The 25886-nt window shown below is 76.1% G+C and carries 28 protein-coding genes and 1 pseudogene; 12 read left to right on the forward strand and 17 right to left on the reverse strand.

Translation table 11 applies throughout. The features are described from left to right. Positions 1–3 precede the first annotated feature (3 nt). Together RSE42_RS14200 and RSE42_RS14205 are read left to right on the forward strand one after the other, a co-directional pair. Positions 4–411 (forward strand): RidA family protein, encoded by a 408-nt coding sequence (locus tag RSE42_RS14200; protein WP_021483739.1) that lies wholly within the window; start codon positions 4–6, stop codon positions 409–411. Between the two features lie 98 nt (positions 412–509). Beyond that, positions 510–1717: pseudogene (locus tag RSE42_RS14205) on the forward strand (AAA family ATPase). Between the two features lie 54 nt (positions 1718–1771). Here RSE42_RS14205 and RSE42_RS14210 read toward each other — a convergent pair. The 3 genes from RSE42_RS14210 to RSE42_RS14220 form a co-directional block, all read right to left on the reverse strand. Continuing rightward, positions 1772–2974, reverse strand: a complete 1203-nt coding sequence (locus RSE42_RS14210; RefSeq protein ID WP_415296721.1) for a glycerate kinase — start codon at positions 2972–2974, stop codon at positions 1772–1774. 146 nt (positions 2975–3120) lie between these two features. Then, entirely contained in the window at positions 3121–3648 is a 528-nt protein-coding gene (locus RSE42_RS14215; protein ID WP_363375062.1) for a MarR family winged helix-turn-helix transcriptional regulator, read from the reverse strand. 59 nt (positions 3649–3707) lie between these two features. Further along, positions 3708–4469, reverse strand: a complete 762-nt coding sequence (locus RSE42_RS14220; RefSeq protein ID WP_043655243.1) for an isoprenyl transferase — start codon at positions 4467–4469, stop codon at positions 3708–3710. Between the two features lie 266 nt (positions 4470–4735). Between RSE42_RS14220 and trhA the strand changes: the two genes are divergently transcribed. Further along, a complete protein-coding gene (gene trhA / locus RSE42_RS14225; RefSeq protein ID WP_083711929.1) occupies positions 4736–5509 on the forward strand; it encodes a PAQR family membrane homeostasis protein TrhA in 774 nt (257 codons plus the stop codon). Positions 5510–5554: 45 nt separating this feature from the next. On the opposite strand, the gene RSE42_RS14230 is transcribed toward trhA, so the two are convergent. Genes RSE42_RS14230 through mca form a run of 3 tightly spaced genes read right to left on the reverse strand, consistent with a single transcriptional unit; the run spans position 5555 to position 7730 of the window. Beyond that, positions 5555–6361, reverse strand: coding sequence for a carbon-nitrogen hydrolase family protein (locus tag RSE42_RS14230; protein ID WP_415296722.1), 807 nt, complete (start codon positions 6359–6361; stop codon positions 5555–5557). 2 nt (positions 6362–6363) lie between these two features. Then, the gene (locus RSE42_RS14235) at positions 6364–6792 is read right to left on the reverse strand and encodes a hypothetical protein (protein ID WP_061267456.1); all 429 of its coding nucleotides are present in this window, start codon (positions 6790–6792) and stop codon (positions 6364–6366) included. After that, positions 6789–7730 (reverse strand): mycothiol conjugate amidase Mca, encoded by a 942-nt coding sequence (mca, locus tag RSE42_RS14240; protein WP_051028194.1) that lies wholly within the window; start codon positions 7728–7730, stop codon positions 6789–6791. Before mca ends, RSE42_RS14235 begins: the two co-directional genes overlap by 4 nt. A 208-nt stretch (positions 7731–7938) precedes the next feature. On the opposite strand from mca, the gene RSE42_RS14245 reads away from it, so the two are divergent. From RSE42_RS14245 to RSE42_RS14255, 3 genes are all read left to right on the forward strand, one after another. After that, positions 7939–8373, forward strand: coding sequence for a DUF4307 domain-containing protein (locus RSE42_RS14245; protein ID WP_061267455.1), 435 nt, complete (start codon positions 7939–7941; stop codon positions 8371–8373). Between the two features lie 328 nt (positions 8374–8701). Continuing rightward, positions 8702–9184: a transcription elongation factor GreA gene (greA, locus tag RSE42_RS14250; protein WP_021483866.1), complete on the forward strand. Its 483-nt coding sequence runs from the start codon at positions 8702–8704 to the stop codon at positions 9182–9184. A 404-nt stretch (positions 9185–9588) separates the two neighbouring features. Then, positions 9589–10338, forward strand: coding sequence for an endonuclease domain-containing protein (locus RSE42_RS14255; RefSeq protein ID WP_415296725.1), 750 nt, complete (start codon positions 9589–9591; stop codon positions 10336–10338). A gap of 96 nt (positions 10339–10434) precedes the next feature. Here the strand turns inward: RSE42_RS14255 and ilvA are convergent, their stop codons facing one another. The 3 genes from ilvA to RSE42_RS14270 form a co-directional block, all read right to left on the reverse strand. Beyond that, a complete protein-coding gene (gene ilvA, locus RSE42_RS14260) occupies positions 10435–11700 on the reverse strand; it encodes a threonine ammonia-lyase (RefSeq protein ID WP_308821403.1) in 1266 nt (421 codons plus the stop codon). Then, a complete protein-coding gene (locus RSE42_RS14265; RefSeq protein ID WP_415296728.1) occupies positions 11697–13010 on the reverse strand; it encodes an AI-2E family transporter in 1314 nt (437 codons plus the stop codon). Before RSE42_RS14265 ends, ilvA begins: the two co-directional genes overlap by 4 nt. A 79-nt stretch (positions 13011–13089) precedes the next feature. Continuing rightward, positions 13090–14331, reverse strand: coding sequence for a cystathionine gamma-synthase (locus RSE42_RS14270; RefSeq protein WP_415296729.1), 1242 nt, complete (start codon positions 14329–14331; stop codon positions 13090–13092). A 207-nt stretch (positions 14332–14538) separates the two neighbouring features. Between RSE42_RS14270 and RSE42_RS14275 the strand changes: the two genes are divergently transcribed. The 4 genes from RSE42_RS14275 (at position 14539) to RSE42_RS14290 (ending at position 18061) form a co-directional block, all read left to right on the forward strand. Continuing rightward, a complete protein-coding gene (locus tag RSE42_RS14275) occupies positions 14539–15333 on the forward strand; it encodes an SDR family NAD(P)-dependent oxidoreductase (RefSeq protein WP_076405877.1) in 795 nt (264 codons plus the stop codon). A gap of 144 nt (positions 15334–15477) precedes the next feature. Further along, a complete protein-coding gene (gene msrA, locus RSE42_RS14280) occupies positions 15478–16152 on the forward strand; it encodes a peptide-methionine (S)-S-oxide reductase MsrA (protein WP_034653375.1) in 675 nt (224 codons plus the stop codon). A gap of 135 nt (positions 16153–16287) precedes the next feature. Beyond that, complete coding sequence (locus RSE42_RS14285; protein ID WP_061267449.1) at positions 16288–17124, forward strand: aldo/keto reductase; 837 nt, start codon at positions 16288–16290, stop codon at positions 17122–17124. A gap of 109 nt (positions 17125–17233) precedes the next feature. Beyond that, positions 17234–18061 (forward strand): type II CAAX prenyl endopeptidase Rce1 family protein, encoded by an 828-nt coding sequence (locus RSE42_RS14290; RefSeq protein ID WP_415298903.1) that lies wholly within the window; start codon positions 17234–17236, stop codon positions 18059–18061. A gap of 21 nt (positions 18062–18082) precedes the next feature. Here the strand turns inward: RSE42_RS14290 and RSE42_RS14295 are convergent, their stop codons facing one another. The 5 genes from RSE42_RS14295 to RSE42_RS14315 all read right to left on the reverse strand — a co-directional run bounded on the left by RSE42_RS14295 (position 18083) and on the right by RSE42_RS14315 (position 21604). Next, on the reverse strand, positions 18083–18910 hold the full coding sequence (locus tag RSE42_RS14295) for a phosphatase PAP2 family protein (RefSeq protein WP_415296732.1): 828 nt from the start codon (positions 18908–18910) through the stop codon (positions 18083–18085). Between the two features lie 134 nt (positions 18911–19044). Continuing rightward, positions 19045–19716, reverse strand: a complete 672-nt coding sequence (locus RSE42_RS14300; RefSeq protein WP_415296733.1) for an SRPBCC family protein — start codon at positions 19714–19716, stop codon at positions 19045–19047. Next, a complete protein-coding gene (locus RSE42_RS14305; protein WP_061267446.1) occupies positions 19713–20105 on the reverse strand; it encodes an ArsR/SmtB family transcription factor in 393 nt (130 codons plus the stop codon). The genes RSE42_RS14300 and RSE42_RS14305 overlap by 4 nt, the downstream gene beginning before the upstream one ends. Positions 20106–20144: 39 nt before the next feature. Further along, positions 20145–20720, reverse strand: a complete 576-nt coding sequence (locus RSE42_RS14310) for a GNAT family N-acetyltransferase (protein WP_137281144.1) — start codon at positions 20718–20720, stop codon at positions 20145–20147. After that, positions 20717–21604 (reverse strand): substrate-binding domain-containing protein, encoded by an 888-nt coding sequence (locus RSE42_RS14315; RefSeq protein ID WP_415296734.1) that lies wholly within the window; start codon positions 21602–21604, stop codon positions 20717–20719. The genes RSE42_RS14310 and RSE42_RS14315 overlap by 4 nt, the downstream gene beginning before the upstream one ends. A 144-nt stretch (positions 21605–21748) precedes the next feature. On the opposite strand from RSE42_RS14315, the gene RSE42_RS14320 reads away from it, so the two are divergent. Further along, the gene (locus RSE42_RS14320) at positions 21749–22129 is read left to right on the forward strand and encodes a DUF5997 family protein (RefSeq protein ID WP_034650386.1); all 381 of its coding nucleotides are present in this window, start codon (positions 21749–21751) and stop codon (positions 22127–22129) included. Positions 22130–22172: 43 nt separating this feature from the next. Here RSE42_RS14320 and RSE42_RS14325 read toward each other — a convergent pair whose 3' ends face one another. Both RSE42_RS14325 and RSE42_RS14330 read right to left on the reverse strand, forming a co-directional pair. Then, positions 22173–22610 carry a SelT/SelW/SelH family protein gene (locus RSE42_RS14325; protein WP_415296736.1) on the reverse strand — a complete coding sequence of 146 codons (438 nt, stop codon included), beginning with the start codon at positions 22608–22610 and terminating at the stop codon, positions 22173–22175. 62 nt (positions 22611–22672) lie between these two features. Further along, positions 22673–24067 carry a DUF2252 domain-containing protein gene (locus RSE42_RS14330; RefSeq protein ID WP_212715515.1) on the reverse strand — a complete coding sequence of 465 codons (1395 nt, stop codon included), beginning with the start codon at positions 24065–24067 and terminating at the stop codon, positions 22673–22675. An 88-nt stretch (positions 24068–24155) separates the two neighbouring features. On the opposite strand from RSE42_RS14330, the gene RSE42_RS14335 reads away from it, so the two are divergent. Continuing rightward, a complete protein-coding gene (locus RSE42_RS14335; RefSeq protein ID WP_415296738.1) occupies positions 24156–25364 on the forward strand; it encodes a class I SAM-dependent methyltransferase in 1209 nt (402 codons plus the stop codon). 58 nt (positions 25365–25422) lie between these two features. Here the strand turns inward: RSE42_RS14335 and RSE42_RS14340 are convergent, their stop codons facing one another. Further along, positions 25423–25833 carry an FKBP-type peptidyl-prolyl cis-trans isomerase gene (locus RSE42_RS14340; protein ID WP_009864026.1) on the reverse strand — a complete coding sequence of 137 codons (411 nt, stop codon included), beginning with the start codon at positions 25831–25833 and terminating at the stop codon, positions 25423–25425. Between the last annotated feature and the right edge of the window lie 53 nt (positions 25834–25886).

A 25886-nucleotide genomic window follows, 5' to 3' on the forward strand; every position in this document is an offset into this window, starting at 1 on the left:
CGCATGACCACCGAGAAGACCGCGATCTCCACCCCCGACGCCCCGGCCCCCGCGCACACGTTCCACCAGGGCGTGCGCAAGGGACCGTTCGTCCAGGTCTCGGGCCAGGGGCCCGTCGACCCGGCGACGAACGAGTACCTCTACCCCGGCGACGTGGCGGCGCAGACCACACGCACGCTCGAGAACGTGCGCGCCATCGTCGAGGCGTCCGGCGCCACGTTCGACGACGTCGTCATGCTCCGCGTGTACCTCACGAAGCGCGAGGACTTCCCGATCATGAACGACGCCTACGGCGCGTTCGTCGCGCAGCACACCACGAAGGGCGTGCTCCCCAGCCGCACCACGGTGTTCACGGGTCTGCCGCGCGAGGAGATGCTCGTCGAGATCGACGCGTTCGCGATCACCGACTGACGCGCCACGCGGCCCGACGCCGCCTCGACGCGCACCGCGCCGGGGCCCGCGCCGCCGCGTGGGACCCGGCGCGTAGCGTGCCGGGCGGGAGGTGACCGATGCTCGCGACGATCGCGGTGGAGGGCTACCGCTCGCTGCGGAGCCTCGTGCTGCCGCTCGGGCGGCTCACGGTCGTGACCGGGGCGAACGGGACGGGCAAGTCGAGCCTGTACCGCGCGCTGCGCCTGCTGTCCGGGTGCGCGCTCGGCGGCGCCGTCGGCGCGGTGGCCCGCGAAGGCGGCCTGCGGTCGACGCTCTGGGCCGGGCCCGAGCAGGGCGGACGGGCCGCGCGCGCGGGCGGCCCGGTCCAGGGCATGCGCCGGACGGCGCCCGTCGCGCTGCGCCTCGGGTTCGCGGGGGCCACGCCGGACGACCTGGGCTACGCGGTGGACCTCGGACTGCCGCAGCACCCGGGTCGGCGTTCGCCCTCGACCCGGAGATCAAGGTCGAGACCGTCTGGTCGGGGCCCGTCCCGCGGCCCGCGACGCTCCAGGTCGAGCGGCGCGGACCGGCCGTCCGCGTGCGCGACGACGCGGGCCGCTGGCAGTCCTCGCCCGCACGCCTGCGGCCCTTCGACAGCGTGCTCACCGAGCTCGTCGACCCGGTGGGCGCGCCGGAGGTCGTCGCGGTGCGCGAGCGCCTGCGGTCGTGGCGCTTCTACGACCAGCTGCGCACCGACGCCGACGCCCCGGCGCGCTCGCCGCAGCTCGGCACCCGCACGCCCGTCCTCGCGCACGACGGCGCGGACCTCGCCGCGGCGCTGGAGACCGTGCGCGACCTGGGGCGCGGCGACGAGCTGGACGACGCCGTCGCCCGCGCCTTCCCCGGCAGCCGGCTCGCGGTGCACGCCGACGACGGCCGGTTCGAGGTCGCCTTCCACCAGGACGGGCTGCTCCGGCCGCTCACCGGCGCCGAGCTCAGCGACGGGACGCTGCGCTACCTGTTCCTCGTCGCCGCGCTGCTCTCGCCGCGACCGCCCGAGCTCCTCGTGCTCAACGAGCCGGAGACGAGCCTGCACCCCGACCTCCTGCCCGCGCTCGGCGCGCTCGTGCACGCGGCGGGCCGCGAGACGCAGGTCGTGGTCGTCACGCACGCGCCGCCGCTCGTCGAGGCGCTGCGCGACGCGGCCGCGTCGGGCCCGGCGGACCTGTCCGGCGCGGACGAGCTCGTGGAGGTCGAGCTCGTGCGGTCACCGTTCGGCGAGACGACGGTCGCCGGGCGCGAGGGGCTCCTCGACCAGCCCGCGTGGGCCTGGCCGAAGCGCTGACGGCGGCACCGTCCCCCGGGAGCCGGCCGAGGGCAGCGGCGAGGGACGCGCCGGTCAGCGCCGCGACGCGACGTGCAGGCTCGTGACGGTCGCCGCGAGGTCGACGAGGCGGGACGCCGTGCGGTCGAGCAGCTCGTCGAGCGCGATGGGCCCGGGCGCGATGCTGAACGCCGCGGCGATCCCGGCCTCGCGCGCCTGGTGGGCGGGCAGCAGCACCCGGCCCGCGAGCACGACGACCGGAGGCCGGTGCGGTGCCTCCGCCGCGAGGGCGCCCATCGCGTCCGCGACCTTCCCGTTGACGGACTGCGAGTCGAACGACCCCTCGCCCGTGACGACGAGGTCGGCGGCGCGGATGGCAGCGGGCAGCCCGACCGCCTCGGCGACGAGGCGCGCGCCCGGCTCGAGCTCGGCGCCGAGGACGCCGACCATGCCCGAGGGCACGCCGCCCGCGGCGCCCGCACCCGCGAGCTCAGCCACCTCGACGCCGGTCTCCTGCGCGAGGACTCCCGCCCAGCGCCGCAGCGCGTCGTCGAGGAACGCCACGTCCGCCGGCTGGGCGCCCTTCTGCGGTCCGAACACGTGTGCCGCGCCCCGCTCGCCGTGCAGGGGGTTGGTGACGTCGACCGCGAGGCGCCAGCGGACCTCGCGCGCCCGTGGGTGCAGGCCGGACAGGTCGAGCCGCGCGACGCGCGCGAGGCCCTCCCCGCCGTCGGGCACGGGCGCGCCGTCGGCGTCGAGGAGCCGCGCGCCGAGGCCGGTGAGGATGCCCGCGCCGCCGTCGGTGGACGCCGACCCGCCGAGGCACACGATCACCTCGTCGACGCCCGCGTCGAGCACGGCGGCCGCCGCGGCGCCCGTGCCGCGGGTGTGCGCGTGCAGGGGCTGGAGCGCGACGTCGCTCACCTGGGGCAGCCCGCTCGCCTCGGCGAGCTCGACCACGCCGAGGTGGCCGTCGGCCGAGACCCCGTACCGCGCGGTGCGGGGACGGCCGATCGCGTCGACCGTGGAGACGTCCCGGGCCGGGACGCCCCACACGGCGAGCAGGGCCTCGAGCGTGCCCTCGCCGCCGTCGGCCATGGGGAGCTCGACGACCTCCGCGTCGGGGACGACGCTGCGCACGCCCGTCGCGACGGCGTGCGCGACGTCGGCGGCGCTCAGGCTGCCCTTGAACGAGTCGGGGGCGACGACGACGCGCAGCGGGCCGTCGGCGCGGGGCCCGGGGACGGGGTTCGGGGTGGTGCTCGGCGTTGAGGACACGCTCGCATCCTAGGCAGGCCGACGTGCGACGGCCCGTAGCGGAAGGGACGGACCGGACGTGTTCCGCGCCACAGCGCCGAGCGTGCGGGGCCGATGCTGAGGCGCTCGGGGTGCCCGGGTCGCCAGCATCGCCCTTGGCCGAGTGCTCAGGCGCCCGGGGCGCCCGCCGCGCGTCCCGGCGCGGCGTCCGGGATGTCCGGCTGCGCGGCGCGCAGCCGCTCGAGCAGCTCGCCGAGCGTGGCGAGGTCGGCGTCGTCGAGCGCGCCGCCCACGTACGTCGCGATGGCCCGGGCGTGCGCGCGGCCGGTCGCGCGCTGGAGGTCCCGGCCCGCCGGGGTGAGCCGGACGAGCGTGCCCCGCGCGTCGTCCGGCGGGGTCGCCCGCTCGACGAGGCCGCGCGCCGCAAGCCGGTCCACCATGCGGCTCAGCGAGGGCTGGCTGAGCAGGATGTACGCGTTGAGGTCGCGCAGCCGCATCCCGTCCTCGGGGCCCTTCGTCAGCGAGAACAGCACGTCGTACTCGCGCAGGGTCAGGCCGTCCCAGACCGGGTCGGACTGCAGCCGCCGCATGATCGCGACCTGGGCCCGGAAGAGGGACTCCCACGTCTCGACGGCGAGGCGCGCGCTCCCGGGGCCCGGCTCGGGGCCCGCGTCGTCGGCGTGCTGCTGGGTCATGTCGCCCCCGGACGGATCGGTCGATGCATTCGCATCGACCCTACCCGCCGGGTGACCGATCAGCGGCCCAGCCGGCGTTCGCGCTGCGAGTACGCGCGCAGCGCGCGCAGGTAGTCGACGCGACGGAAGTCGGGCCAGTACGCCTCGCAGAAGTAGAACTCCGAGTGCGCGCTCTGCCAGAGCAGGAAGCCGCCGAGGCGCTGCTCGCCCGACGTGCGGATGACGAGCTCCGGGTCCGGCTGGCCCTTGGTGTAGAGGTGCTCCTCGATGTGCTCGACGTCGAGGTTCTCCGCGAGGTCCTGCAGGCGCGCGCCCGCGGCGGCCTGCTCGCGCAGGTACGACCGCACGGCGTCGGCGATCTCGTGGCGCCCCCCGTAGCCGATCGCGACGTTGACCTGGAGGCCGTCGACGGCGGCCGTGCGCTGCTGGGCGTCGCGCAGCGCCGCCGTGAGCCGCTCGGGCAGCAGGTCGAGCCGACCCATGACCCGCAGGCGCCAGCGGCCCGTCTCGGCGAGGTCGCGCACGGCGTCCTCGATGATGTCGAGCAGCGCCGACAGCTCCTCCTGCGACCGCGACAGGTTGTCGGTCGAGAGCATCCACAGCGTGACGACCTCGACGCCGAGGTCCTCGCTCCAGCCCAGGAACTCCGTGATCTTGTCGGCGCCCCGGCGGTGGCCGGTCGCCGTGGACTCCCCGAACGAGCGCGCCCACCGCCGGTTGCCGTCGAGGATGACCCCCACGTGGCGCGGGACGCTCTCGCGCGAGAGGGTCGCCGCGAGGCGACGCTCGTAGAGTCCGTAGACGGGGCGGGGCAGGCGCACGCTGGTTCCTCGGCGATGGGCGGACGGGGACGCCCGGCGGGCGCGCCCCGGTGCGGGGCGCTCGGGCCGAACCCGCACACGCTACCGCTCGTCCGTGCCCGGTCCGGCGGGCCCGGACCGCTCCGCGCGCCCCTGCCCAGGATCTTCACACCGCGAGGCGGGGACCGGTCGCGAACCTACGTTGGCGTAACTTACGATGGCGTAGGTTGGCGTGGGAGCCCCGCGCCGGCCTCTTCCGTGCACGGACACACCACCGAGGAGACGTCGTGGACCGACCGACCGACCGCGACCGCACCCCGAGCGCGCCGCCCGCCGACCCGGGCCCGGCGCACGCACCCGGCACCGACGCGCTCGACTCCGTCCGCGAGAACGTGGGCGACGCGGTCGCGAAGGTCGCCGAGGTCGTCAAGCCGCGCCTGCGCGGCTGGATCCACGCGGGGACGTTCCCCCTCGCGCTCGTCGCGAGCATCGTCCTCGTCGTCGTCGCGCCGCCCGTCGCCGGCAAGGTCGCGACCGCGGTCTTCGGCCTCAGCGCGTGCCTGCTGTTCGGCACGAGCGCCGTGTACCACCGCGGCACGTGGTCGCCCCGCGTCGCGGGCGTGCTCCGCCGCGCCGACCACTCGAACATCTTCCTCATCATCGCGGGCACCTACACGCCCCTCGCCGTGCTCCTGCTCCCCCAGCGGACCGCGACGATCCTGCTCGCGATCGTGTGGAGCGGGGCCCTGCTCGGCCTCCTCGCCCGGATCCTGTGGCTCGACGCCCCGCGGTGGGTGTACGTCCCGATCTACGTCGCGCTCGGGTGGGTCGCGGTGGGCTACATGCCGCAGTTCTGGACGACGACGAACGGCCCGGCGATCGTCTGGCTCGTCGCCGTCGGCGGCCTCGCCTACACGCTGGGCGCCGTGGTCTACGGCATCAAGAAGCCCAACCCCAGCCCGCGCTGGTTCGGCTTCCACGAGATCTTCCACGTGCTCACCGTCGTCGGCTACGGGTGCCACTACGCCGCGATCCTCATCGCGGCGCTCGCCGCGCGCTGAGCGCCCGCCGCGGGCGGAGTGCCCACCCGGGCGCCCCGCGCCGGCTCAGTCCTTCGGGACGACGACGTAGCGCCGGTTCGCGAGCGACGGGTTGCGCTCGCGCACCGCGGCCAGCGCGGCCGGGTCGAGGTCCGCGCTGCGCAGCTCCGCGCGCTCGCCGAGCTCCAGCCCCACCTGGCCGTCGGGACCGACGAGCAGGGAGCGCCCGGTCACGCCCCGGCCCGCCTGGCCGACGGCGAGCACGACGGCGGTGTTCTCGATCGCGCGGGCCCGCGCGAGGGTGCGCCACTGGTCCGCCTTGAGCTCGCCCGCCGCCCACGCGGCCGGCACCACCAGCACGTCGGCGCCCGCGTCCACGAGGCGCCGCGCGCTCTCCGGGAAGCGCAGGTCGTAGCAGGTCATCACGCCGAACGTCAGGTCGCCGACGCGCAGCACGAGCGGGGGCGCGGCCGGGTCCCCGGCGTCGAGCCGGTCCGACTCGCGGTGACCGAAGGCGTCGTAGAGGTGCACCTTGCGGTACGTGCCCACGAGGTCGCCCGCGGCGTCCACGGCCACGACGACGTTCACCGCCCGGCCGGGCGCGCTGCCCGGCACGAGGGTCCCCGCCACGACCGCGACACCGTGCTCGCGCGCGAGCCGGCGCAACGTGCCGACGAACGGCCCGTCCAGCGGCTCCGCGTGCTCCGCGCCGGTGCCGCGCGGGTCGAACGCCGAGGCGTACTCCGGCAGCACGAGCAGGTCGGCGCGCACGCGCGCCGCCTCCCGGAACGCCGCGCCGACCGTCACGAGGTTCGCGGCGTGGTCGGCCGAGACCTCGAGCTGCCCGATCGTGACGCGAGCGCTGGTCGCCACGGTCAGCCCTGCCGCTCCGGGCCGCTCTCGTCCGGGCCGCGCGCGTCGCGGGTGCCGCCGGACGTGGAGCTGTCCGGCGCGGCACCGTCGGACGCGGAGCCGTCCGGTCCGGAGCCGGCGGTCGCGGAGCCGGCGGGGGTCTCCGGGGCGGTCGCGTCGACCGGGCCGTCCGGGCCGATCCCCTGGGTCTCGGCGTTGTGCCGCATGCGTCGGAGCTGGCGCGAGAGCCCGAAGAACAGGGCGACGGTCGCGACCGCCACCGCGAAGATCGCGAGGAAACCGGCGAGACCGGGCGACACGTCGTTCGGATCCAGGTCCTCGCGCAGCGGGTCGTCCGACGGGCTCGGCGTCGCGGTCTCCGCGACGACGTCCGCCGCCCAGCCCGGGCCGCCCGCGAGCGTCGGCACGTCGAGGAAGGGTGCCGCGCTCACGAGGCCACCTCCTCGCCCGCGACGAGCTCCCGCACGCCGGCGAACAGGTCGTCCTCCGGCAGGTCCGTCGGGACGCGCGACTCCGCGAGCTCGAACTCCTCGAACGGCCACACGTCGACCTCGAGGTCGCGCGGGATCGCGAAGAAGAAGCCCTCCGGGTCGATCTGCGACGCGTGCGCGATGAGCGCCGCGTCACGCTGGGCGTAGTAGCGCGCCACGTGGACGCGCGTCGTGACCTCGCGCTCGGGGATCTCCCGCGCGGACCGCGACTCGACCCAGTCGCCGAACGGCGACTCCAGGCCCGCGCCCTGCATCGCCTCGTGGAGCGTGCGGATGCGGTTCATCGAGAAGTCGTGGTTGTAGTACAGCTTGAGCGGCGACCAGGGCGCCGCACCGCCCTCCCGGCGGTAGCGCTCCGGGTCGCCCGCGGCGTGGAACGCCTCGAACGCGACGCGGTGGCACATGACGTGGTCCGGGTGCGGGTAGCCGCCCGACGGGTCGTACGTCGTGACGACGTGCGGACGGAACTCGCGCACGAGCTCGACCAGCGGCGCGGCCGCCTCCTCGAGCGGCACGAGACCGAACGAGCCCTCGGGCAGCGGCGGCAGCGGGTCCCCCTCGGGCAGCCCCGAGTCGACGAACCCGAGCCACTGCTGCCGGACGCCGAGCGCGCGCGCCGCGGCGGCCATCTCGACGCGACGCAGGGCACGCATGCCCTCGATGTCCGCCGGGCCCTCGCCGAAGCTCGGGTTGAGGATGTCGCCACGCTCGCCCCCGGTGCACGTGGCGACGAGCACGTCCACGCCCTCGGCCGCGTAGCGCGCCGTCGTCGCGGCGCCCTTGCTCGACTCGTCGTCGGGATGCGCGTGCACGGCCAGGAGACGGAGCGTCTCCGGCTGCTCGCGGTGGGTGGTCGATCCGGCCGCGGGTTCGGCCACTGGTCCTCCCGGATGCGTCGTACGTCTCCTCGCGCGGCCCGGGACGCGGCACAGGACGCCGTGGGTGCACGACGAGGGCCGGGGCTCTGCGAAGATGGGTCGAGGACATGATCCACCACCGCGCCCACACCTGACGAACCGCCGACCACCGCCGGCACCCGCCGGGCCCGCGACCGGGGCGCGGCGGCACCGACCACGGGACCGCACCATGACGAACGAGACCACCGCCCCGCAGCCGAGCCCGAGCACGCCCCTGCGCCCTCCGGCGGGCCGGTACGGGCCCGAGCCCACCGAGCGGCGTCGGCGCCTGGCGGTCGTCGGGATCGTGCTCGTCGCGGTCGTCGGGCTCGCGATCACGTTCGTCATCGGGCTGCGCTACGCGAACGAGCCGGTGCGCTTCAAGGACTTCGGGTACACCGTCGTCAGCCCGGAGCGCGTGGACGTCACGTTCGAGGTGTACATGGACCCCGGCACGACGGCGACGTGCACCCTGGACGCACTCGCCGAGAGCTACGCGCAGGTCGGCACGGTCGACGTGACGGTCGGCCCCGTCGAGGTCACGGAGTCCCGCTACACCGTGAGCGTCGCGACGTCGGAGCTCGCCACGACGGGGATCGTCCAGTCCTGCCGCCCGGCTCCCTGAGCCGCCCGGCCGTCGTGCGGACCAGCCGCCGCACTCCCGGCCGTCGTGCCGGCGGACCGCCCCACCCCGCGCCGTCCGCACCTCGTGCTTTGCTATCCTGAGGGATTCCCGCACCCGACCGCGTGCGGCCCGCGGCCGGTGCTCGTGACAGGCGACCGACCATCGGGCGACCCGGCGGTCCGGCGGGAACCAGTCCTCCGCGCTGCCACCCGGGCAGCGTCACCGACCCGGGCAGGCAGGCGCTCGCGTGAGCACGCGCCCCGGCTGCCCGTCTCTGCACGGCCGTGCCCGGCGCGACCGTCGAACCATGGAAAGGAAGGAGCGAACCGTGACCGACACCACCGTCACCTGGCTGACCCAGGAGGCGCACGACAGGCTGCAGGCCGAGCTCGCCCACCTGTCCGGCGAGGGCCGCACCGAGATCGCGGAGCGCATCGCCGCCGCCCGTGACGAGGGCGACCTCAAGGAGAACGGCGGCTACCACGCCGCCCGCGAGGAGCAGGCCAAGAACGAGGCCCGCATCCGCGAGCTCACCGAGAAGCTGCGCAACGTGCGCATCGGCACGCCGCCGGACGACGGCAAGGTCGAGGCCGGCATGGTCGTCACGGCCGTCGTCGCGGGCGACGAGATGACGTTCCTCCTCGGCTCGCGCGAGATCGCCGGCACGACGGACCTCGACGTGTACTCGCCGACGTCTCCGCTCGGTGCCGCGATCGACGGCAAGACCGTCGGCGACGAGACCAGCTACACCGCTCCGAACGGCAACGAGATCGCCGTGAAGATCACCGCCGCGAAGCCCTTCGAGGGCTGACGCGCCCCCGGCGGCCGCGACGCCGCCGGGCGAGACGTGAGAAGTGGCCCCTCCGACACGTGTCGGAGGGGCCACTTCTCGCTTCTCGGCAGCTCTCGTCTGCTTCGTCCACAGGTCTTGGCCGTTCCTCGGCAGGTCGGGGGTGTGCTCGGGGACACTCTCGGCATGCCCGTCCCGGTGCCCGACCCGCCGTTCGTCGTCGCCGAGGCGCTCCGCCTCGGCGTGAGCCGGAAGCAGCTGCGCTCACCGCGGCTCCACGCCCCGGTGCGGGGCGTCCGCATGGACGCCGCCGGCGCGACGACCTGCGGTCCGTCGCCGCCGCCGTCCGGCTCGCGCTCCCGCGCGCGGCCGCCTTCTCCCACACCACCGCTGCCGCGCTGTGGGACCTGCCGCTCCCGCCCGGCGTGTCCGGCCTCTCTCCGCTGCACGTCTCGGGGCCACCCGGCACGCGACCCCTCGACGCGACCGGTGTCGTCACGCACGTCGGCCTGCCGGGGCGCGACGTCGTCGTCCGGCACGAGCTCGCCGTGACCGGCCCGGACAGGACCGTCGCCGACCTGGCGGCGCTCGTCGCCGCGGGCGGGCACGGTCTCACCGAGACGGACCTCGTCGTCGTCCTGGACGCGGTCCTCGGCGCCCGGGGACGAGCCCGCCCGTACCCCCGCGACCGGCTCGAGGCGCGCGTGCACCTGCTGCGCGGTCGACGCGGGGTCGTGCCGCTCGCGTCCGCGCTCCACCGTTCCCGCCGTTTCGTGGACTCCCCCATGGAGACGCTGCTGCGCCTCCGGCTGGTCGACTCGGGCTTCCCCTGCCCGGTCGTCGGGGCCGACGTCGTCGACGACGACGGACGCTGGCTCGCACGACCCGACCTGTGCTGGCCCGAGCTCCGCATCGCGGTGGAGTACGACGGCCGGCACCACCTGACCTCCGCGCGGCAGCGCCTGAACGACGTCGCGCGGCAGGAGGAGCTGGAACGGCTCGGATGGCGGGTGATCGTGCTGTTCGCGTACGACGTCCTCGGCCGCTGGCCCTCGACCGAGGGCCGGATTCTGCAAGCCTTCGTCGACCGCGGCGCGCGCCCGGAAGAGCTCCCGGACGCTCCCGACCCGACCACGCGCCCGCGCGTCGTCACCCCGGCGCACCGGACCACCTGACTGCCGGCTCGCCGGCCGAGAGGCGGGTGAGCGAGGCGTGAGAAGTGGCCCCTCCGGCACGCGCGGGAGGGGCCACTTCTCGCTTCTCAGGTCTCGTCAGACCCGAGGCGACCCGCCGTCGCTTCGCTCGACGCGGTAGCCCGCGGAGCGCAGGTGCGCGACGAGCTCGTCGCAGTGCTCGGGCCCCTTGGTCTCGACCTGCATGCGCACCCACGCCTCGCCGATCGCGAGGCCCACGTCCGTGCGGTCGTGGTCGATGTGCATGATGTTGCCGCGCCGCGCCGCGACCGCCTCGAGCATGCGCGCGAGGGCGCCGGGGCGGTCGTCGAGCAGCACCTGGAGCTGGATGTACCGGCCCGCGGCGGCGAGGCCGTGCCGCACGACCCGCAGCAGCACGAGCGGGTCGACGTTCCCTCCGGACAGCACGACGACGACCGGTCCCTCGACCGGGTCCGCCGCGCCCGCGTCGACCGCGGCCGTCCCGGACAGGAGCGCCGCGACGCCGGTCGCGGCGGCGGGCTCCACGAGCAGCTTCGCACGCTCGGCGACCATGAGCAGGGACCGGGAGATCTCCTCCTCGGTCACGGTGCGCACCTCGACGCCGTGGTGCGCGACGATCCCGAACGGCACCGCACCCGGGGTCCCGACCGCGATGCCGTCGGCCATCGTCCCGGCGAGCCGGGCCGTCGTCGGCTCTCCTGCGGCGAGCGAGCCCGGGTAGGCCGCGGCGCGCTCCGCCTGCACCCCGATGACGCGCACGTGCGGCGCGGCCTGGGCGAACGCCGCGGCGAGCCCGGCGACGAGGCCGCCGCCTCCGAGCGGGGCGACGACGGTCCGGACGTCGGGCACCTGCTCGAGGATCTCGAGCGCGATGGTCGCCTGACCCGCGACGACGTCGGGGTGGTCGAACGGGTGGATGAACACGGCGCCGGTGCGGTCGGCCTCGGCGCGCGCGGCGGCGAGCGTCTCGTCCACGTCGGCGCCGACGAGCCGGACCTCGGCGCCGTACTGGCGCGTCGCCGCGACCTTGGGGAGCGCGGCGTCGACCGGCATGTACACGACGGCCCGGATGCCGAGCAGGCCCGCGGCGAACGCGACGCCCTGCGCATGGTTGCCCGCGCTCGCCGCGACGACGCCGCGCGCCTTCTCGTCGGCGCTCAGGCGCGCCATGCGCACGTAGGCGCCGCGGACCTTGAACGACCCCGCGCGCTGGAGGTTCTCGCACTTGAGCAGGACCCGGACGCCAGCCGCCTCGCTGATCGCCCGGGTGGTGTGCACCGGCGTGCGGTACGCGACGCCGTCGAGCAGGCGGGCGGCGTCGCGGACGTCGCCGAGCGGGACGGGCACGGGACCTGAGGTCACCGCGCCTCTCCCGGTGTGCCCTCGCCCGGTGCGTCGGCGACGCCGGCGTCCTGCGTCTCCACGACCGCCGAGCCGCCGGCGTCGTGCGCCCGGCGACCGGGGCGGCGGCGCACGCCCGCGTCGTCAAGGTCGGACTCGGCGCGCGCGATGACGGGCGGCTGCGGGCTGCCGCGCACGACGACGCGGTCGTCGGTGCCGAGCTCGGGGAACTTGTCGTGGCCGTGCAGGTAGAGCACCACCGTGTTGAGCACCGCGGCGATCGGGACCGCGAACAGCGCGCCGACGATGCCCGCGGCGAAGCTACCGGCCGCGACGACGAGCAGGACGGCGACGGGGTGCAGCGAGACCGCGTGCCCCATGAGGAAGGGCTGGAGGATGTGGCCCTCGATCTGCTGCACGAGCAGCACGATGCCGAGCATGACGAGCGCCTGCACCCAGCCCTGCGCGACGAGCACGACGAGCACCGCGATGGACCCGGTGACGATGGCACCGACGATCGGGATGAACGACCCGACGAAGACGAGGATGCCGAGCGGCAGCGCGAGCGACGGCACGAAGAACGCGGCACCGACGCCGATGCCGACCGCGTCGACCGCGGCGACGAGGATCTGGGTGCGCGTGTACGCGGCGAGCGTCACGATGCCGCGACGGCCGGCCTGGTGCACGCGGTCGCGGGCGCGCAGCGGGAGCAGCCCCACGACCCACGACCAGATCGAGCGGCCGTCGAGCAGGAAGAAGAACGTGCAGAACAGGGCGATGAGGGCCCCGGCGAGCACGTGGCCGATGGTCGTCGCCGCGCCCAGCGCGCCCGAGACGATCGAGTCCTGGTTCTCGGAGACCGCGGTCCCCGCCTGGTCGAGCCAGTGCGAGAGCGTGGTGGAGTCGAGGCCGAGGGGGCCGTCGGCGAGCCAGTTCGTGAACTGCTCGAAGCCCTCGACGGCCTGGTCGCGCAGGTCCTGGAAGCCGCTGACGATCTGCTGCCCCGCGGTGGCGATGAGCCCCGCGACCACGACGATGAGCGCGATGAGCGCGGCGCCCGACGCGAGGCCGCGCGACATGCGCAGGTGCCGCCGGAAGAACCGCTGGACCGGCGTGAGGAGCACGGTGAGCAGCAGCGCCACCGCGATCGGCACGACGATCACCTTGAGCTGCGTCACGACCCACAGCCCGGCCGCGATCGCCGCGCCGATGAGCAGCAGGCGCCACGACCACGCGGCGGCCGAGCGCACGGCGTCGGGCACGGCCGCTGCGCCGGGACGCGCGGGAGGAAGCGGGTCGGGGGTGCGGTGCTGGTCCGTCTGCGCGCTCACAGCGCAACCCTAGGGGAGCGGCCCCCGCCGCGCGCCCCTGCGCACGGCGAGCCCGCGCGGTGTGCGCAGGATCTCCCCGTCAGGCGAGCGCCTGCCCGAGGTCGGCGAGGAGGTCCTCGACGTCCTCGATGCCGACGGACAGCCGGACGAGGTCGTCGGGGACCTCGAGCGCCGTGCCCGCGACGGAGCCGTGCGTCATGCGGCCGGGGTGCTCGACGAGCGACTCGACCCCGCCCAGCGACTCCGCGAGCGTGAACACCCGGGTGCGCGCGCACACGTCGAGCGCCTTGGCCTCGCTGCCCACGCGGAACGAGACCATGCCGCCGAACCCGGACATCTGACGCGCGGCGAGCTCGTGGCCCGGGTGCGACGCGAGGCCCGGGTAGATCACCTCGGTCACGGCCGGGTGCGCGTCGAGGAACTCCGCGACCGCGGCCGCGTTCGCCTGGTGGCGGTCCATGCGCACCGCGAGCGTCTTGAGCCCGCGCAGCGTGAGCCACGCGTCGAACGGCCCGGCGACGGCGCCCGACGCGTTCTGGTGGAAGCCCACCGCCCCCGCGACGTCCGTGCCGCCCGCGGGCGACGCGAGCCCGCCGGGGAGCTGCGCGGCCGTCGCCACGACGAGCGCTCCCCCGACGACGTCGCTGTGCCCCCCGACGTACTTCGTCGTCGAGTGCACGACGACGTCCGCCCCCAGCGCGAGGGGCTGCTGGAGGTAGGGGGTCGCGAAGGTGTTGTCGACGACGAGCAGCGCCCCGGCGTCGTGCGCGACGCCCGCGAGCGCCGCGACGTCGCTCACGCCGAGCAGCGGGTTCGTCGGGGTCTCGACCCAGACGACGCGCGTCTCGGGGCGCGCGGCGGCGCGCACGGCCTCGACGTCCGTGAGGTCGACGGGCGTGTGCTCGACGCCCCACGGGCCGAACACGCGGGCGATGAGGCGGTAGGTGCCGCCGTACGCGTCGTCGGGCACGATCACGTGGTCCCCGGGGCGCACGACGGCGCGCAGCAGCGTGTCCTCGGCCGCGAGGCCGGACGCGAAGGCGAACCCGCGCGCGGCGGGCGACCCGTCCGCCGTCGGGCGCAGGCCGCCGGACTCCGCGGCCGCGAGCGCCTCCTCGAGGGCGGTGCGCGTCGGGTTCGCGGAGCGCGAGTACTCGTAGCCGCCGCGCAGCCCGCCGACGCCGTCCTGCTTGTACGTCGAGACCTGGTGGATCGGCGGCACGACGGCGCCGGTCGTCGCGTCCGGGTCCTGGCCCGCGTGGATCGCACGCGTGGAGAAGCCGGTGGTGGTCCAGTCGGGGTGCTCGCTCGAGGTGGTCACCCGACCAGCCTAGGCGCACCCCCTGCGCCGAGCAGGCGGTCCTGGTCCGTCCCGCTACCCGGACGAGCCAGGACCACCTGCTCGGCGGCGGCCGTGGCGACGGCGGCCATGGCGGGGGCGGTGAGGCGGTGGCGGCCGCGACCGCCGCGGGGCACGGTAGGGAGGCGGGCGGCGACCGTCGTCCGACGACCCGGAAGGAGCCCGCGCATGAGGATCGACCTGGACGGCAGGAGGGCGCTCGTCACCGGCTCGGCGCAGGGGATCGGGCTCGCGATCTCGCGCACGCTCGCGGCGTGCGGCGCGGCGGTCGTCGTCAACGGGCGCTCCGAGGAGACGGCGCAGCGGGCCGCCGCCGACGTGCGCGAGCACGTGCCCGGGGCGGACGTGCTGGGCGTGGCCGCCGACCTCGCGACCGACGAGGGGACGGCGGCCGTGCTCGACGCCGTGCCGCACGTCGACGTGCTGGTGAACAACCTCGGCATCTTCTCGAGCGCGGACCCGCTCGCGATCGACGACGCCACGTGGCGCCGCTACTTCGAGGTGAACGTCCTCGCGGGCGTGCGGCTCACGCGCGCGTACCTGCCGGGGATGACGGAGCGCGGCTGGGGCCGGGTGCAGTTCGTCGGGAGCGACTCGGCGGTCGTGATCCCGGCCGAGATGATCCACTACGGCGTGACGAAGACGGCGCTGCTCGGCGTCTCGCGCGGGTTCGCCAAGGCGGCGGCGGGCACGGGCGTCACGGTGAACAGCGTGCTCGCCGGGCCCACGCACACGGGCGGGGTGGAGGCGTTCGCGCGCGAGCTCGTCGGCGACGACCTGCCGTGGGACGAGGCGCAGCGCGTGTTCATGCGCGAGCACCGCCCGCAGTCGCTGCTCCAGCGCCTCATCGAGCCGGAGGAGATCGCGCACATGGTCGCCTACCTCGCGTCACCGCTCGCGTCGGCGACGACCGGCGCCGCGGTGCGCGTCGACGGCGGGTACATCGACTCGATCGTCCCGTGAGAGGCTCGGGCCGGACGCGCGCCCGGGCCCCGGTCGCGGCACGTCCGCGGAACACCGACCGCCCCCGCCGCGTTCTACCCCGTGCCAGGACGATGCGTCGTGGGCCAGCGCCCCGGTCGTCCGGGCACCCTCAGGAGGTAAGCGATGAACTCGATCTTCGACGCGATCTTCGGCTCGTCCGGCAAGACGACGATGATCGCCCCCGAGGACGCGCTGCCCGGGCGCCAGTCGCCCGTGCTGCAGGCGCCGCGTCCCCACACCGTGCTCGGCACCTCGATCACCGGCCCGTGGCCCGAGGGCACGCGCGTGCTCTACCTGGCGATGGGCTGCTTCTGGGGCGCCGAGGAGATCTTCTGGCAGGTCCCCGGGGTGGTGAGCACCGCCGTCGGCTACATGGGCGGCACGACGCCGAACCCCACCTACGAGGAGGCGTGCACCGCGCGGACCGGCCACACCGAGACGGCGCTCGTCGCGTACGACCCGACGAAGGTCTCCGAGGAGGAGCTGCTCAAGATCTTCTGGGAGCGCCACGACCCGACGCAGGGCTACCGCCAGGGCAACGACGTCGGCACCCAGTACCGGTCCGCCGTGTACTGGACGACGCCCGAGCAGGAGCGGGCCGTCCGCGAGACGGCGGCGCGCTACTCCGCGGTGCTCGAGGCCAAGGGGTACGACCCGGTGACGACGGAGATGCGCCCCGCGGCCGAGGCCGGGCCGTTCTACTACGCCGAGGACTACCACCAGCAGTACCTCGACAAGAACCCGAACGGCTACCGCTGCCACGCGACCACGGGGGTCCCGTTCCCGAGCGCCGCGTAGCACCCGCCGAGAGGTGAGAAGTGGCCCCGGGTCCCGCCGGACCAGGGGCCACTTCTCGCATCTCGCCCGCGCGACGTCCCGCTGCCGCGTCCCGCCGAGGTGCGGGGCCGCCGGGGTCGCCCGCACGATGGGCCCATGACGATCCCCACCCTCGCGGCGCAGGACGGCACGACGATCCCCGCGATCGGCCTCGGCACCTACCGGCTCCAGGGCGAGGAGGGCGCGGACGCCGTCGCGCGCGCGATCGACGCGGGGTACCGGCTCGTCGACTCCGCGTTCAGCTACGAGAACGAGGGCGCCGTGGGCGCGGCGGTGCGCCGCTCGGGCGTCGCGCGCGAGGACGTGCTCGTGACGTCGAAGCTCCCCGGCCGTCACCACGCGCACGACGACGCCGTCCGGACGGTCGAGGAGTCGGTGCTGCGCACGGGCCTGGACTACCTCGACCTGTACCTCGTGCACTGGCCCAACCCGCGCGTGGGCCGGTACGTCGAGGCGTACGAGGCGCTCGTGGAGTGCCGCGACCGGGGCCTGGTCCGGCACGTCGGCGTCTCGAACTTCCTGCCCGAGCACCTGGACGCGGTGATCGCGGCGACGGGCGTGACGCCCGTCGTGAACCAGGTCGAGCTGCACCCGTACTTCCCGCAGCCGCTCCAGCGTGCGGCGGACGCGGAGCGCGGCGTCGTCACGGAGGCGTGGAGCCCGATCGGACGCGCGAACGACCTGCTCCGGGACCCGGTCGTCACGCAGGTCGCGGCCGCGCACGGCGTCTCCCCGGTGCAGGCGATCCTGCGCTGGCACGTGCAGCTCGGTGTCGTGCCGCTGCCGAAGGCGTCGTCGCCGGAGCGTCAGCGCGAGAACCTCGACGTGTTCTCGTTCGAGCTGACCACGCACGAGATGAACGCCCTGACCGGGCTCGCCCGGGCGGACGGGCGCACGAACGGCCAGGACCCGGCGGTGTACGAGGAGCTGTAGCGCCGGGGCTCGCACGGCCCGGTCGCGGCCCGGTCCCGGCGCGGCGGCGCGCGCCCCCGCCCGCCGGTCGTGGCACCGTGTGCGCGTGACCTCCGCCGCGCTCAGCCCGCTGCCCGACGCCGCCCGCCCGCCCTGGGCGGTCGGGTCGCCCCTGCGCCTGCTCGCCGCGGTCCTCGTGTCCGGCTCCGCGGTGCTGCTCTTCGCGGTCCACGCGCGCCCGCTCGGGTACGTCCCGCTCGTCCTCGGGGTCGCGCTCGGGCTGCTCGTGGACCGGCGCCTCGGCCGCGACCTCGCGCTGGTCGGCGTCGGGATGGGGATCATCTCGACCATCTCGCTGAAGGCCGACCTGTCCGACGCCGGCATGGTGCGCTTCGCCGTCGTGCTCTCCCTCGCGGTGCTCGTGCCGTGGGCTCTGTCCTGCTTCGTCTTCCGCGAGGACGCCGTCACGTTCCCCGTCGCGACGGGCCGTCGCTGGACGCGGGGGCAGGTCGTGTACCTGGTCGTGGTCGTCGTGGCGGGCTACCTGATCCTGCCGTTCTACTTCATCGGGTCGGGCGCGTACCTCAACTGGCCGCCGATCACGGGCGGCGCGGAGATCGCGCGCCTGTTCGTCGGCGTCAACGCGGTGGGCATCTGGGACGAGCTGTTCTTCGTGTGCGTGGTCTTCGCGCTGTACCGCGAGCACTTCGGGGTGTGGACGGCGAACCTGCTCCAGGCGACGGTCTTCGCGTCGTTCCTCTGGGAGCTCGGCTACCGGGAGTGGGGCCCGCTGCTCACCGTGCCGTTCGCGCTCGTCCAGGGCTGGATCTTCTCCTGGAGCAAGTCGCTCACCTACGTCGTGGCCGTCCACCTGCTGTTCGACGTCGTGGTTTTCGCCGTGCTCGTGCACGCCCACCACCCGGAGCTGTTCGACGTCTTCGTCACCGCGCCGCGCTGACGGCGCGGCCCGCGGGCGGGCTCAGGACGGTCGGGCGAGCAGCACGCGGCGCACCCCGTCGACGCGGCACGCCGCCGCGACGGCCGTCGTGGCGGGACCGGCGAGCACCGTCACCGCCGCCACGACCACGGCGACGCCCACGGCCGCGCCGGCCACGACGTCGTGCGGGAAGTGCACGCCCTGGGCGACGCGGGCCGCCGCGACCGCCACGGCCAGCAGGGCCGGCACGACGACCCACACCGCGAGGTCGCGCGTGCGGGAGCGGGTCGCGTGCCGCGCCGGCACGGCGCCGGGGACCCGCACGGCCGGCGCGCCGGCGAGGACGACGGCGGTCGCGAGGGCGAACGCGATCGCGGTGTGGTTGCTCGGGAACGACCAGTCGCCCGCCGCGGGGCAGTGCGCGACCTCGACCAGCTCCCAGCAGCCGCGCGGCTGCCGCACGAGGGACTTCACGGCCTCGCTCGCGGCGTAGGCGGCGACGGCGCCCACGCCGGCGGCGAGCGTCGTCGCGACCGCGGGCGGGCCGCCCCGGCGCGAGCGCCAGGCCACGAGCGCGCACCAGGCCACGAGCACGAGCACGCCGCCCTCGGCGACGAGCTCCGTCCCGGGGAGATCGGCCGTGCGCGCCGTGACGGCGAGGTAGAGGGACTCGCTCGGCCCGCGCAGCATCCGGGCGACGAGGACGACGAGCGCCGCCCCGACGAGCCACGACACCGCCACGAGCGCCTGCCCCGCGAGCCCGGACGACGGCTCGGGGGCCGTGGGTCCGGCCGGCGCGCCGTCGCTCTCGTCACGCGTCGGGACGGGGTCGGGCAGGGTCGTGGTGCGGGACGAATCGGGCGAAGTCATCGGACGAGGGTATGCCGGGTGAACCACGGGTGAACATCCGCCCCGCGGCGGACGTCCGCCGCGGGGCGTCCCCCCGGGGCGGTACCTCGCGGGACCGCCGGTGCGACCCGCGACCGGCGACCGCGGGGGCGGCCCTACCGGGCGCCCGAGCCGTCCTCGGCGGGGACGTCGTCCGCAGGGACGTAGAACGCCGTCGTGGCGGCGACGCGGGCGGCGACGTCGTCCGCGTCGAGCCCGTCGGCCACGGCGAGCGCCGCTCCCCACGCCTCGCTGCTCGCGACGTTGAACGCGCGCAGCTCGGGGCTCGCGAGGACGGCCTCGGGGTCGAGCGTCGCCCGGCCGTCGACGTGCAGCCCGAGGCCCAGCAGGGCGCCGTCCCACCCGACGCCGACGGCGCCCGGGCCGAACTGGTCCCACATCTCCGGCGGCACGACGGCGGTGTGCTCGAGCGTGAGCGTCGTGCCGCCGTCGGGCGTGGGCGCGAGCCGGACCTCGACGACGGACGTGTCCTCCGGCGTCGGCGGGCCCATGACCCACGTGAGCCGCAGGAGCCGCGGGGCCTCGCACGCGCGGATCTCGCCGCCGGCGTTGCCCTCGACCTGGTAGGTGCCGCCCACCCGGAGGTCGCCCGTCACGGGCAGGAACCAGCGCGGGATGCGCTCGGGGTCGGTGACGGCCTCCCACACGTCCTCGACGTCGGCCGGGTAGGTGCGCTCGATGGTGACGACCCGTGCCGCACCGGCGGGCAGGTCTCCCGTCCCGACGGTGCGCCGCGCGGCCTCGAGCTCGGCGATGAAGTCCTTCATGCTGTCCTCCTGGTGGTGTCGGTGGGGCGCTCGTCGTCCTCGTCGGCGCCGGCTGCCGTCGCCCGACGGCGCTCGCGGGCACCCCGGGCGAGCTCGGTCCCGAGCGCGTCCAGCCGCTGCTCCCAGAACCGGCGCAGGCCCGCGGTCCAGTCCTCGACCTCGTCGAGGGCCGCCGGGTCGAGCGCGTAGAGGCGCCGGGTCCCGTCCGGGCGGACCGACGCGAACCCGCTGGTCCGCAGCACGCGCAGGTGCTGCGACACCGCGGGCTGGCTGATGCCGAACTCCTCCCCCACGCGCGCCGCGATCTCGCCGGCGGGCTGCTCGCCGTGCGCGAGGTGCTCGAGGATCCGACGACGGACCGGGTCGCCGAGGACGTCGAACGCTTCCATGACCCCCATCTTTCAGACTGCGCTTATATAAGTCAATGCCTATATTGCGAGCGCGCGTGCCATGACCCGCTGCGGCCCGGCACTCCCCCCGAGGTACGCGCCGCGGTCGTGCAGCCCCGCGCGCGCGTACGCGCGCCGCCCCGCCGCGTTGCGGTCGTTGACCGTGAGGACGAGCGCCTCGTACGGCGCCGTCCGCCCGCGCAGCGCCGCGAGCGCCGCGACCGCGCCGGGAAGGTCCCGCACGACGCGCGACCCGACGCCGCCGCCCTGCGCCGCGACGTCGACGAGGAAGCCGCGGAACAGCACGACGTCGTCCGGGGCGACGCCGTCGAGCAGCGCCGCGACCTCGGCCGGGGCACCGCCGGGGTGCAGCACGCCGAGCGCGACGGGGTCGCCGCCCGGCGGCCGGGCGACCAGCAGGTGCCGGCCCGGGTCGGCGTGGGCCGCGGCGACGACGTCGGCCGCGGGCGGCACGAACTCCTCCTGCCCGGGTCCCAGCCGGAGCCGGAGCGCGGCGGCGAGCAGCCGGCCCCGCTCGTCCGGGGGCACCGCGTCGAGCAGCACGAGCTCGACCGGGCCACCCGGAGCCTGCGGCGCGGGCGGCGGAGCCGTCACCGCCGCTTCCCGCCCCGACCGCGGGCGCCCCGGCCCTTCGGCGTGCCGCGGCCCTGCGCGCCACCCCCGCCGCGCCCGCCGCCCGCTCCCGCACGACCGGCGCCCGCTCCCCCGCGGCCCGCGCCACCGCGCGCGTCGCGGTCGCGGCGCTCGCGGGCGGGCGCGGCATCCTCCGCGGGCGCCGTCGCCCGACGCCCGCGCGAGCTGTTGGCCGTGCGGCCGCGGACGATCCCGACCATCTCCTCGACGAGGTCGTCGTCGCGGTCCGCGACCCACGCGAGCGCGACGGGGGCCGACGGCGCCCCCTCCAGGCGGCGGTAGGTGACGTCCTTGCGGTGGTGCAGGCGCGCGAGCGACTGCGGCACGACGGCCACCCCGACGTTCGCGGCGACCAGCACGACCGCGTCGCCGGTCGTCGCGGGCCGCTCGTCGGCCGGCCGCCCCGGTGGCCGCGGCGCGTCGTCCGCGGCCCCGGCCTCGCCCGCCCACGGCACGACGTCGTCGAGCGGCCGCAGCAGCACGTCGTCGGCGAGGTCGTCGAGCGCGACCGGCTCCTCGGGCTCCAGGGCGGCGAGCAGGTGGTCGCGCGACACGAGCACGACGGGCGCCTCCTCGTAGAGGCGGATCGCGCTCAGCACGTCGCGGTCGACGGGCAGGCGCAGGATCGCGGCGTCGGCCTCGTCGTCGCGCAGCGCCCGCTCCGCGTCGCCGGGCTCGACGGCGACGAGCTCGAGCGGCACGTCGGGGAGGCGCTCGCGCCACGTGCGCACCCACTTGGCCGGGGTCGCGCCGGGGACGTACGCGAGCCGGAACCGGCGACCGGCACCGTCGTCCCCGCCGCCGTCGGTCGTTGCCTCGGGAGCCGTGCCCGCGTCGTCGTCCACCCGGACAGCCTAGGCGCGCGGTCCCGCGCGCTCCCGCCCGGCGTGCACCGGGCCCGGCTCCGGTCCGTCGCAGGCCCGCCGGACGCCCGCCGCGCGCCCGACCGCGGGCCGCCGGCACCCGACCGGCCGACTACCCTGGAGCCCATGACCCCCAAGCAGTCCGCGCAGACCATGAAGCCCGCCACCGCGGCGAAGAAGCTCGGGGTGTACCTGCCCGCCACGCCGCAGGAGTTCCAGGAGGGCACCATCACCCGGGCGCAGCTCGAGGAGATGGAGAAGAACCCGCCCCAGTGGCTCGCGGACCTGCGCCGCAACGGCCCGCACCCGCGGCCCGTCGTCGCGGGCCGGCTCGGCGTCTCGATCTCCGGCCTCACGCGCGGCGGCCTCACCGAGCCGCTGACCACCGACGAGATCGACGCGCTGCGCCAGGACCCGCCGGAGTGGCTGACGGCCGAGCGCGAGGTGCAGAAGAAGGTCCGCGCCGAGGAGGAGCGGCTCGCCGCCGCGCGCGCGAAGAAGGGCTGAGCCGCGTCCTGCGGACAGTATCTGCCGCGCGGCCCGACCGGCCTCAGTCCGGGCGCGGTGCCTCCGTCGCGGCGTCCGTCGCGGTGGCCGCGCGGTCGGTGTGGCCGAGCGACAGGTCGGGCGCGACGGCGTCGCGCACCCGGCGCTTGAGGTCCGGGATCTCGGGGAACCCGCCGTCGACGCGGCGGTCCCACAGCAGCACCGGCCCGTCCCCGGCGTCGAGCGTGACGCGGAAGACGCCGTCCGTGCCGGGCACGAGGGCCACCTCGCCCAGGCGCGTGCGGAACGTCTGCAGGAGCTCCTGCGCGACCCACGCCGCGCGCAGCAGCCAGCGGCACTGCGTGCAGTACTCGACCGCCACGCGCGCGGTCCCGCGCGCCTCGGCGGGCGCGGTCGGAGCCTCTGCCGGAGCGGAGGACTCCGCAGGCGCCTCGGCGGGCGCGGGGGCGTGCGGGCCGGGCTGACCGGCGTCGTCCGTCATGGCGCCCAGCGTACGGGCGACGGCGGGGCGCGCGGGTGGCCGTCCACCGCCGTCGGACCGGCTCAGACGCCCCGCTCGGCCGGGAGGCGGCCGCTCGTCACGGCGGCCTCGAGCGCGGCGTAGTCCCCCTCGACGACGTCCGCGTACGCGCGCGACCACCGCGCGAGGGACTCGTCGAACACGTCGGAGCGGCCGAGGTAGCCGTGCGCCACGCGCGCGCCCGGCGACTGGCTGTGGGCGCGGGCGAGCACGCGCCCGCACAGCTCCCCGTACCGCACGAACTGCGAGGCCGAGAGCCGGCCGAGCTCGACGGACCCCTTCATGTCGCGGAACTGGCGCCAGTAGAAGTCGACGCGCGGGCGGCCCGTGCGGTCGGGCGCCTCGACGGTCGTCCACCCCAGGAACGGGTCGGACTGCGCCTGCAGGATGCGCTGGGCGGCGACCACCCGGCGGCCCTGGGCGGGCACGGCGCCGGCGGGCACGAGCCCGGACGGCAGCGCGTCGACCATCCCGCCGTACGTCGCGAGGACCGACGACGTCGCCTCCTTCACCTGCAGCACGAGCGGCTCCCCCGCGGGCCCCTCGAGGAGCACGATGTAGCAGCGCGTCCCGACGCTCCCGACGCCCACGACGCGCAGCACGAAGTCCACGACCGTGAACTGGCTCAGCAGGAGCCGGGCGTCGGCGCGCAGCGGCTCGCGGTACGCCTCGAACAGCGTCGTGAGCTCGTCGACGCTCGCCGTGTCCACGTGCTGGGTGACCGGTGGCTGGTCGACGATCCGGGTGCGGCCGTCGGCGGTCCGGCTCGTGATCTTCCGCACCACCTGCTCCGACGTGCGCCGCCGCGCCTTGCGCACGGTCCGCTCGAGCTCCTCGCGCCCGCCGTCGAGCAGCAGGGGCTCGATGACCGCGGTGTCGACGAGGAACGCGTAGCGCGCGAGGGCGTCGCGCGCGAACGCCTCGGCGAGCGTCTCGCGGTACCCGCGCACCGCGCCGCGCGCGGCGTCCGCGCAGTCGTGCTCGGCCAGGCCCTTGTCCCGCCCGCCCACGTACATGCTCGCCGCGAGGCGCTTGACGTCCCACTCCCACGGGGCGTCCGACGCCTCGTCGAAGTCGTTGAGGTCGAACAGGACCCGCCGCTCGGGCGACGCGAAGAGCCCGAAGTTGGAGACGTGCGCGTCCCCGCACGCGACGACCTGGACGCCGGTCCGGGGGCCGTCGCGCAGGTCGTGGGCCATCGTCGCGGCGGTGCCGCGGTAGAACGCGAAGGGCGACTCGAGCATCCGGCCGATCCGCAGCGGGACGAGGTCCTGGAGCCGGTCGCGGTTCTGCTCCTCGACGATCGCCACCGGGTCGCGCTCCGGCAGCAGCAGCGCGCCCTGCGTGCGGCGCGGCACCCGGTCGCGCAGCGCGCGCCCGACGGCACGGGACTCGACCAGGGTTCGCGGGACGTCCACGGGTGCCTCCTCGCTCTCCGCAGTCGCACAGTAGCGCTCCGCCGGGCGCGCGGCGCGGCGACCACCGGGCGTCGGGGAGACTGGGGCGGTGACGACCTCGCCCGACCTCGCCGCCCTCCTGGAGCGCCTGCGCACCCACGACGTCGGCCCGGACCGGGAGGACGCACCGGTCGCCGTCGACCCGGCCGACCGCCTGCTGCTCGACGAGGCGTCGCCCCTGCTCGCCGGCGTCGCGCCGGGGGCCGTGGCCGTCGTCGACGACCGGTACGGCGCCCTCACCCTGGGTGCGGCGCTGCTCACCGGGGCAGGACCCGCCGGGGAAGCCGGGAGCGCGACCGCCCCCGGGGGGCGCGTGCGCGTCCACCAGGACGCGTGCACCGCGGAGGCGGCGCTCGACGCGAACGCGCGCGCGGCGGGGATGGCGACGGCGTACGACCGCCACGGCCTCGACGCGGGGCTCCTGGCCGGGGCGCGGGTCGTGCTGCTGCGGCTCCCCCGCGGCCTCGCGGCGCTGCGCGACGTCGCGGAGCACGTCGCGCGCGAGGCCGGGCCGGACGTCGTGCTCCTCGGGAGCGCGCGCGTCAAGCACATGACGCGCGCGATGAACGACGTCCTCGCCGAGTCGTTCGGCGAGGTGCGCGCGAGCCTCGCCCGGGGCAAGTCCCGCGCGCTCGTCGCGTCGGCGCCCCGGCCGGCGCGCCCGCTGACCTACCCGGTCGTCACCGACCTGGCCGACGTCGGCCTGCGGGTCGCGGCGTTCGGCGCCGCCTTCGCGGGCGCCGGCCTGGACCTCGGCACGCGGTTCCTGCTCGACCGGCTCGGCGCCGACGACGGACCGACCCCCGGCGGGCAGGGTGCGGCGCCGCGCGACGTCGTCGACCTCGGGTGCGGGACGGGCCTGCTCGCCGCGTGGGCGGCCCGGCGCTGGCCCGACGCGCGGGTGGTCGCCGCCGACCGCTCGGACGCCGCCGTCCGCTCGGCCGCGCTCACAGCGCGCGAGAACGGCGTCGCCGACCGCGTGCGCACGGTGCGCGACGACGCGGGCACGACCCTCGCGGACGCCAGCGCCGACGTCGTGCTGCTCAACCCGCCGTTCCACGACGGCGCGGCGGTGCGCACCGACGCGGCGCACCGCATGTTCGCGACCGCGGGGCGCGTGCTGCGACCGGGCGGCGAGCTGTGGTGCGTCTGGAACTCGCACCTGCGGTACCGCCCCGCGCTCGAGCGCGCGGTCGGGCCCACGACGCAGGTCGCGCGCGACCCGCGCTTCACGGTGACGCGGTCCGTGCGGCGCTGAGCGGCGGGCGCCCGTCGTGGGTGGTCACCGCGACGACGGGCACCCCGCGCTCACGAGGTCACTGGACGTCGACGACGTCCACGACGAAGACGAGCGTGTCCGTGCCGCCGATGCCGGCCTGCGGAACGCCGCGCTGGCCGTAGCCGTGCTCCGGCGGGATCGAGAGCAGCACGCGGGAGCCGACGTTCTGGCCCACGAGGCCCTTGTCCCAGCCGCCGATGACGGCGCCGACACCGATGGGGAAGGCGATGGTGTCGCCGCGGTCGTAGGAGTTGTCGAAGACGTGCCCGCCCCAGGTCTGGCCGAGGTAGTGCACGACGATGTTGCGCCCCGACGTGACGGCCGGGCCGTCGCCCTCGGTGAGCACGACCACCTGCAGACCGCTGGGCGCGTCCGTCTCGGGGAAGGTGAGCGTCGGCTTCTCGCCGAAGGATCCCGAGGCGGTGGGGAGGGTGGGCTGGTCGGTCACGAGGTTGCCTCTCGTCGGGTGCAGGAAGGCCCGCGCGGGCGCGGGTCTCCTTA

Source organism: Cellulosimicrobium sp. SJTW-1, assembly GCF_047716875.1.
GTDB lineage: Bacteria > Actinomycetota > Actinomycetes > Actinomycetales > Cellulomonadaceae > Cellulosimicrobium > Cellulosimicrobium funkei.

Bases quoted from the DNA above. Each gene is read 5' to 3' on its own strand.
- RSE42_RS14215 (WP_363375062.1), bottom strand. From the start codon at position 3,648: ATGACCCAGCAGCACGCCGACGACGCGGGCCCCGAGCCGGGCCCCGGG.
- RSE42_RS14295 (WP_415296732.1), bottom strand. From the start codon at position 18,910: ATGACTTCGCCCGATTCGTCCCGCACCACGACCCTGCCCGACCCCGTC.
- RSE42_RS14325 (WP_415296736.1), bottom strand. From the start codon at position 22,610: ATGACGGACGACGCCGGTCAGCCCGGCCCGCACGCCCCCGCGCCCGCC.
- RSE42_RS14245 (WP_061267455.1), top strand. From the start codon at position 7,939: ATGACGAACGAGACCACCGCCCCGCAGCCGAGCCCGAGCACGCCCCTG.
- RSE42_RS14305 (WP_061267446.1), bottom strand. From the start codon at position 20,105: ATGGAAGCGTTCGACGTCCTCGGCGACCCGGTCCGTCGTCGGATCCTC.
- RSE42_RS14320 (WP_034650386.1), top strand. From the start codon at position 21,749: ATGACCCCCAAGCAGTCCGCGCAGACCATGAAGCCCGCCACCGCGGCG.
- RSE42_RS14275 (WP_076405877.1), top strand. From the start codon at position 14,539: ATGAGGATCGACCTGGACGGCAGGAGGGCGCTCGTCACCGGCTCGGCG.
- msrA (WP_034653375.1), top strand. From the start codon at position 15,478: ATGAACTCGATCTTCGACGCGATCTTCGGCTCGTCCGGCAAGACGACG.
- RSE42_RS14300 (WP_415296733.1), bottom strand. From the start codon at position 19,716: ATGAAGGACTTCATCGCCGAGCTCGAGGCCGCGCGGCGCACCGTCGGG.
- RSE42_RS14285 (WP_061267449.1), top strand. From the start codon at position 16,288: ATGACGATCCCCACCCTCGCGGCGCAGGACGGCACGACGATCCCCGCG.
- RSE42_RS14200 (WP_021483739.1), top strand. From the start codon at position 4: ATGACCACCGAGAAGACCGCGATCTCCACCCCCGACGCCCCGGCCCCC.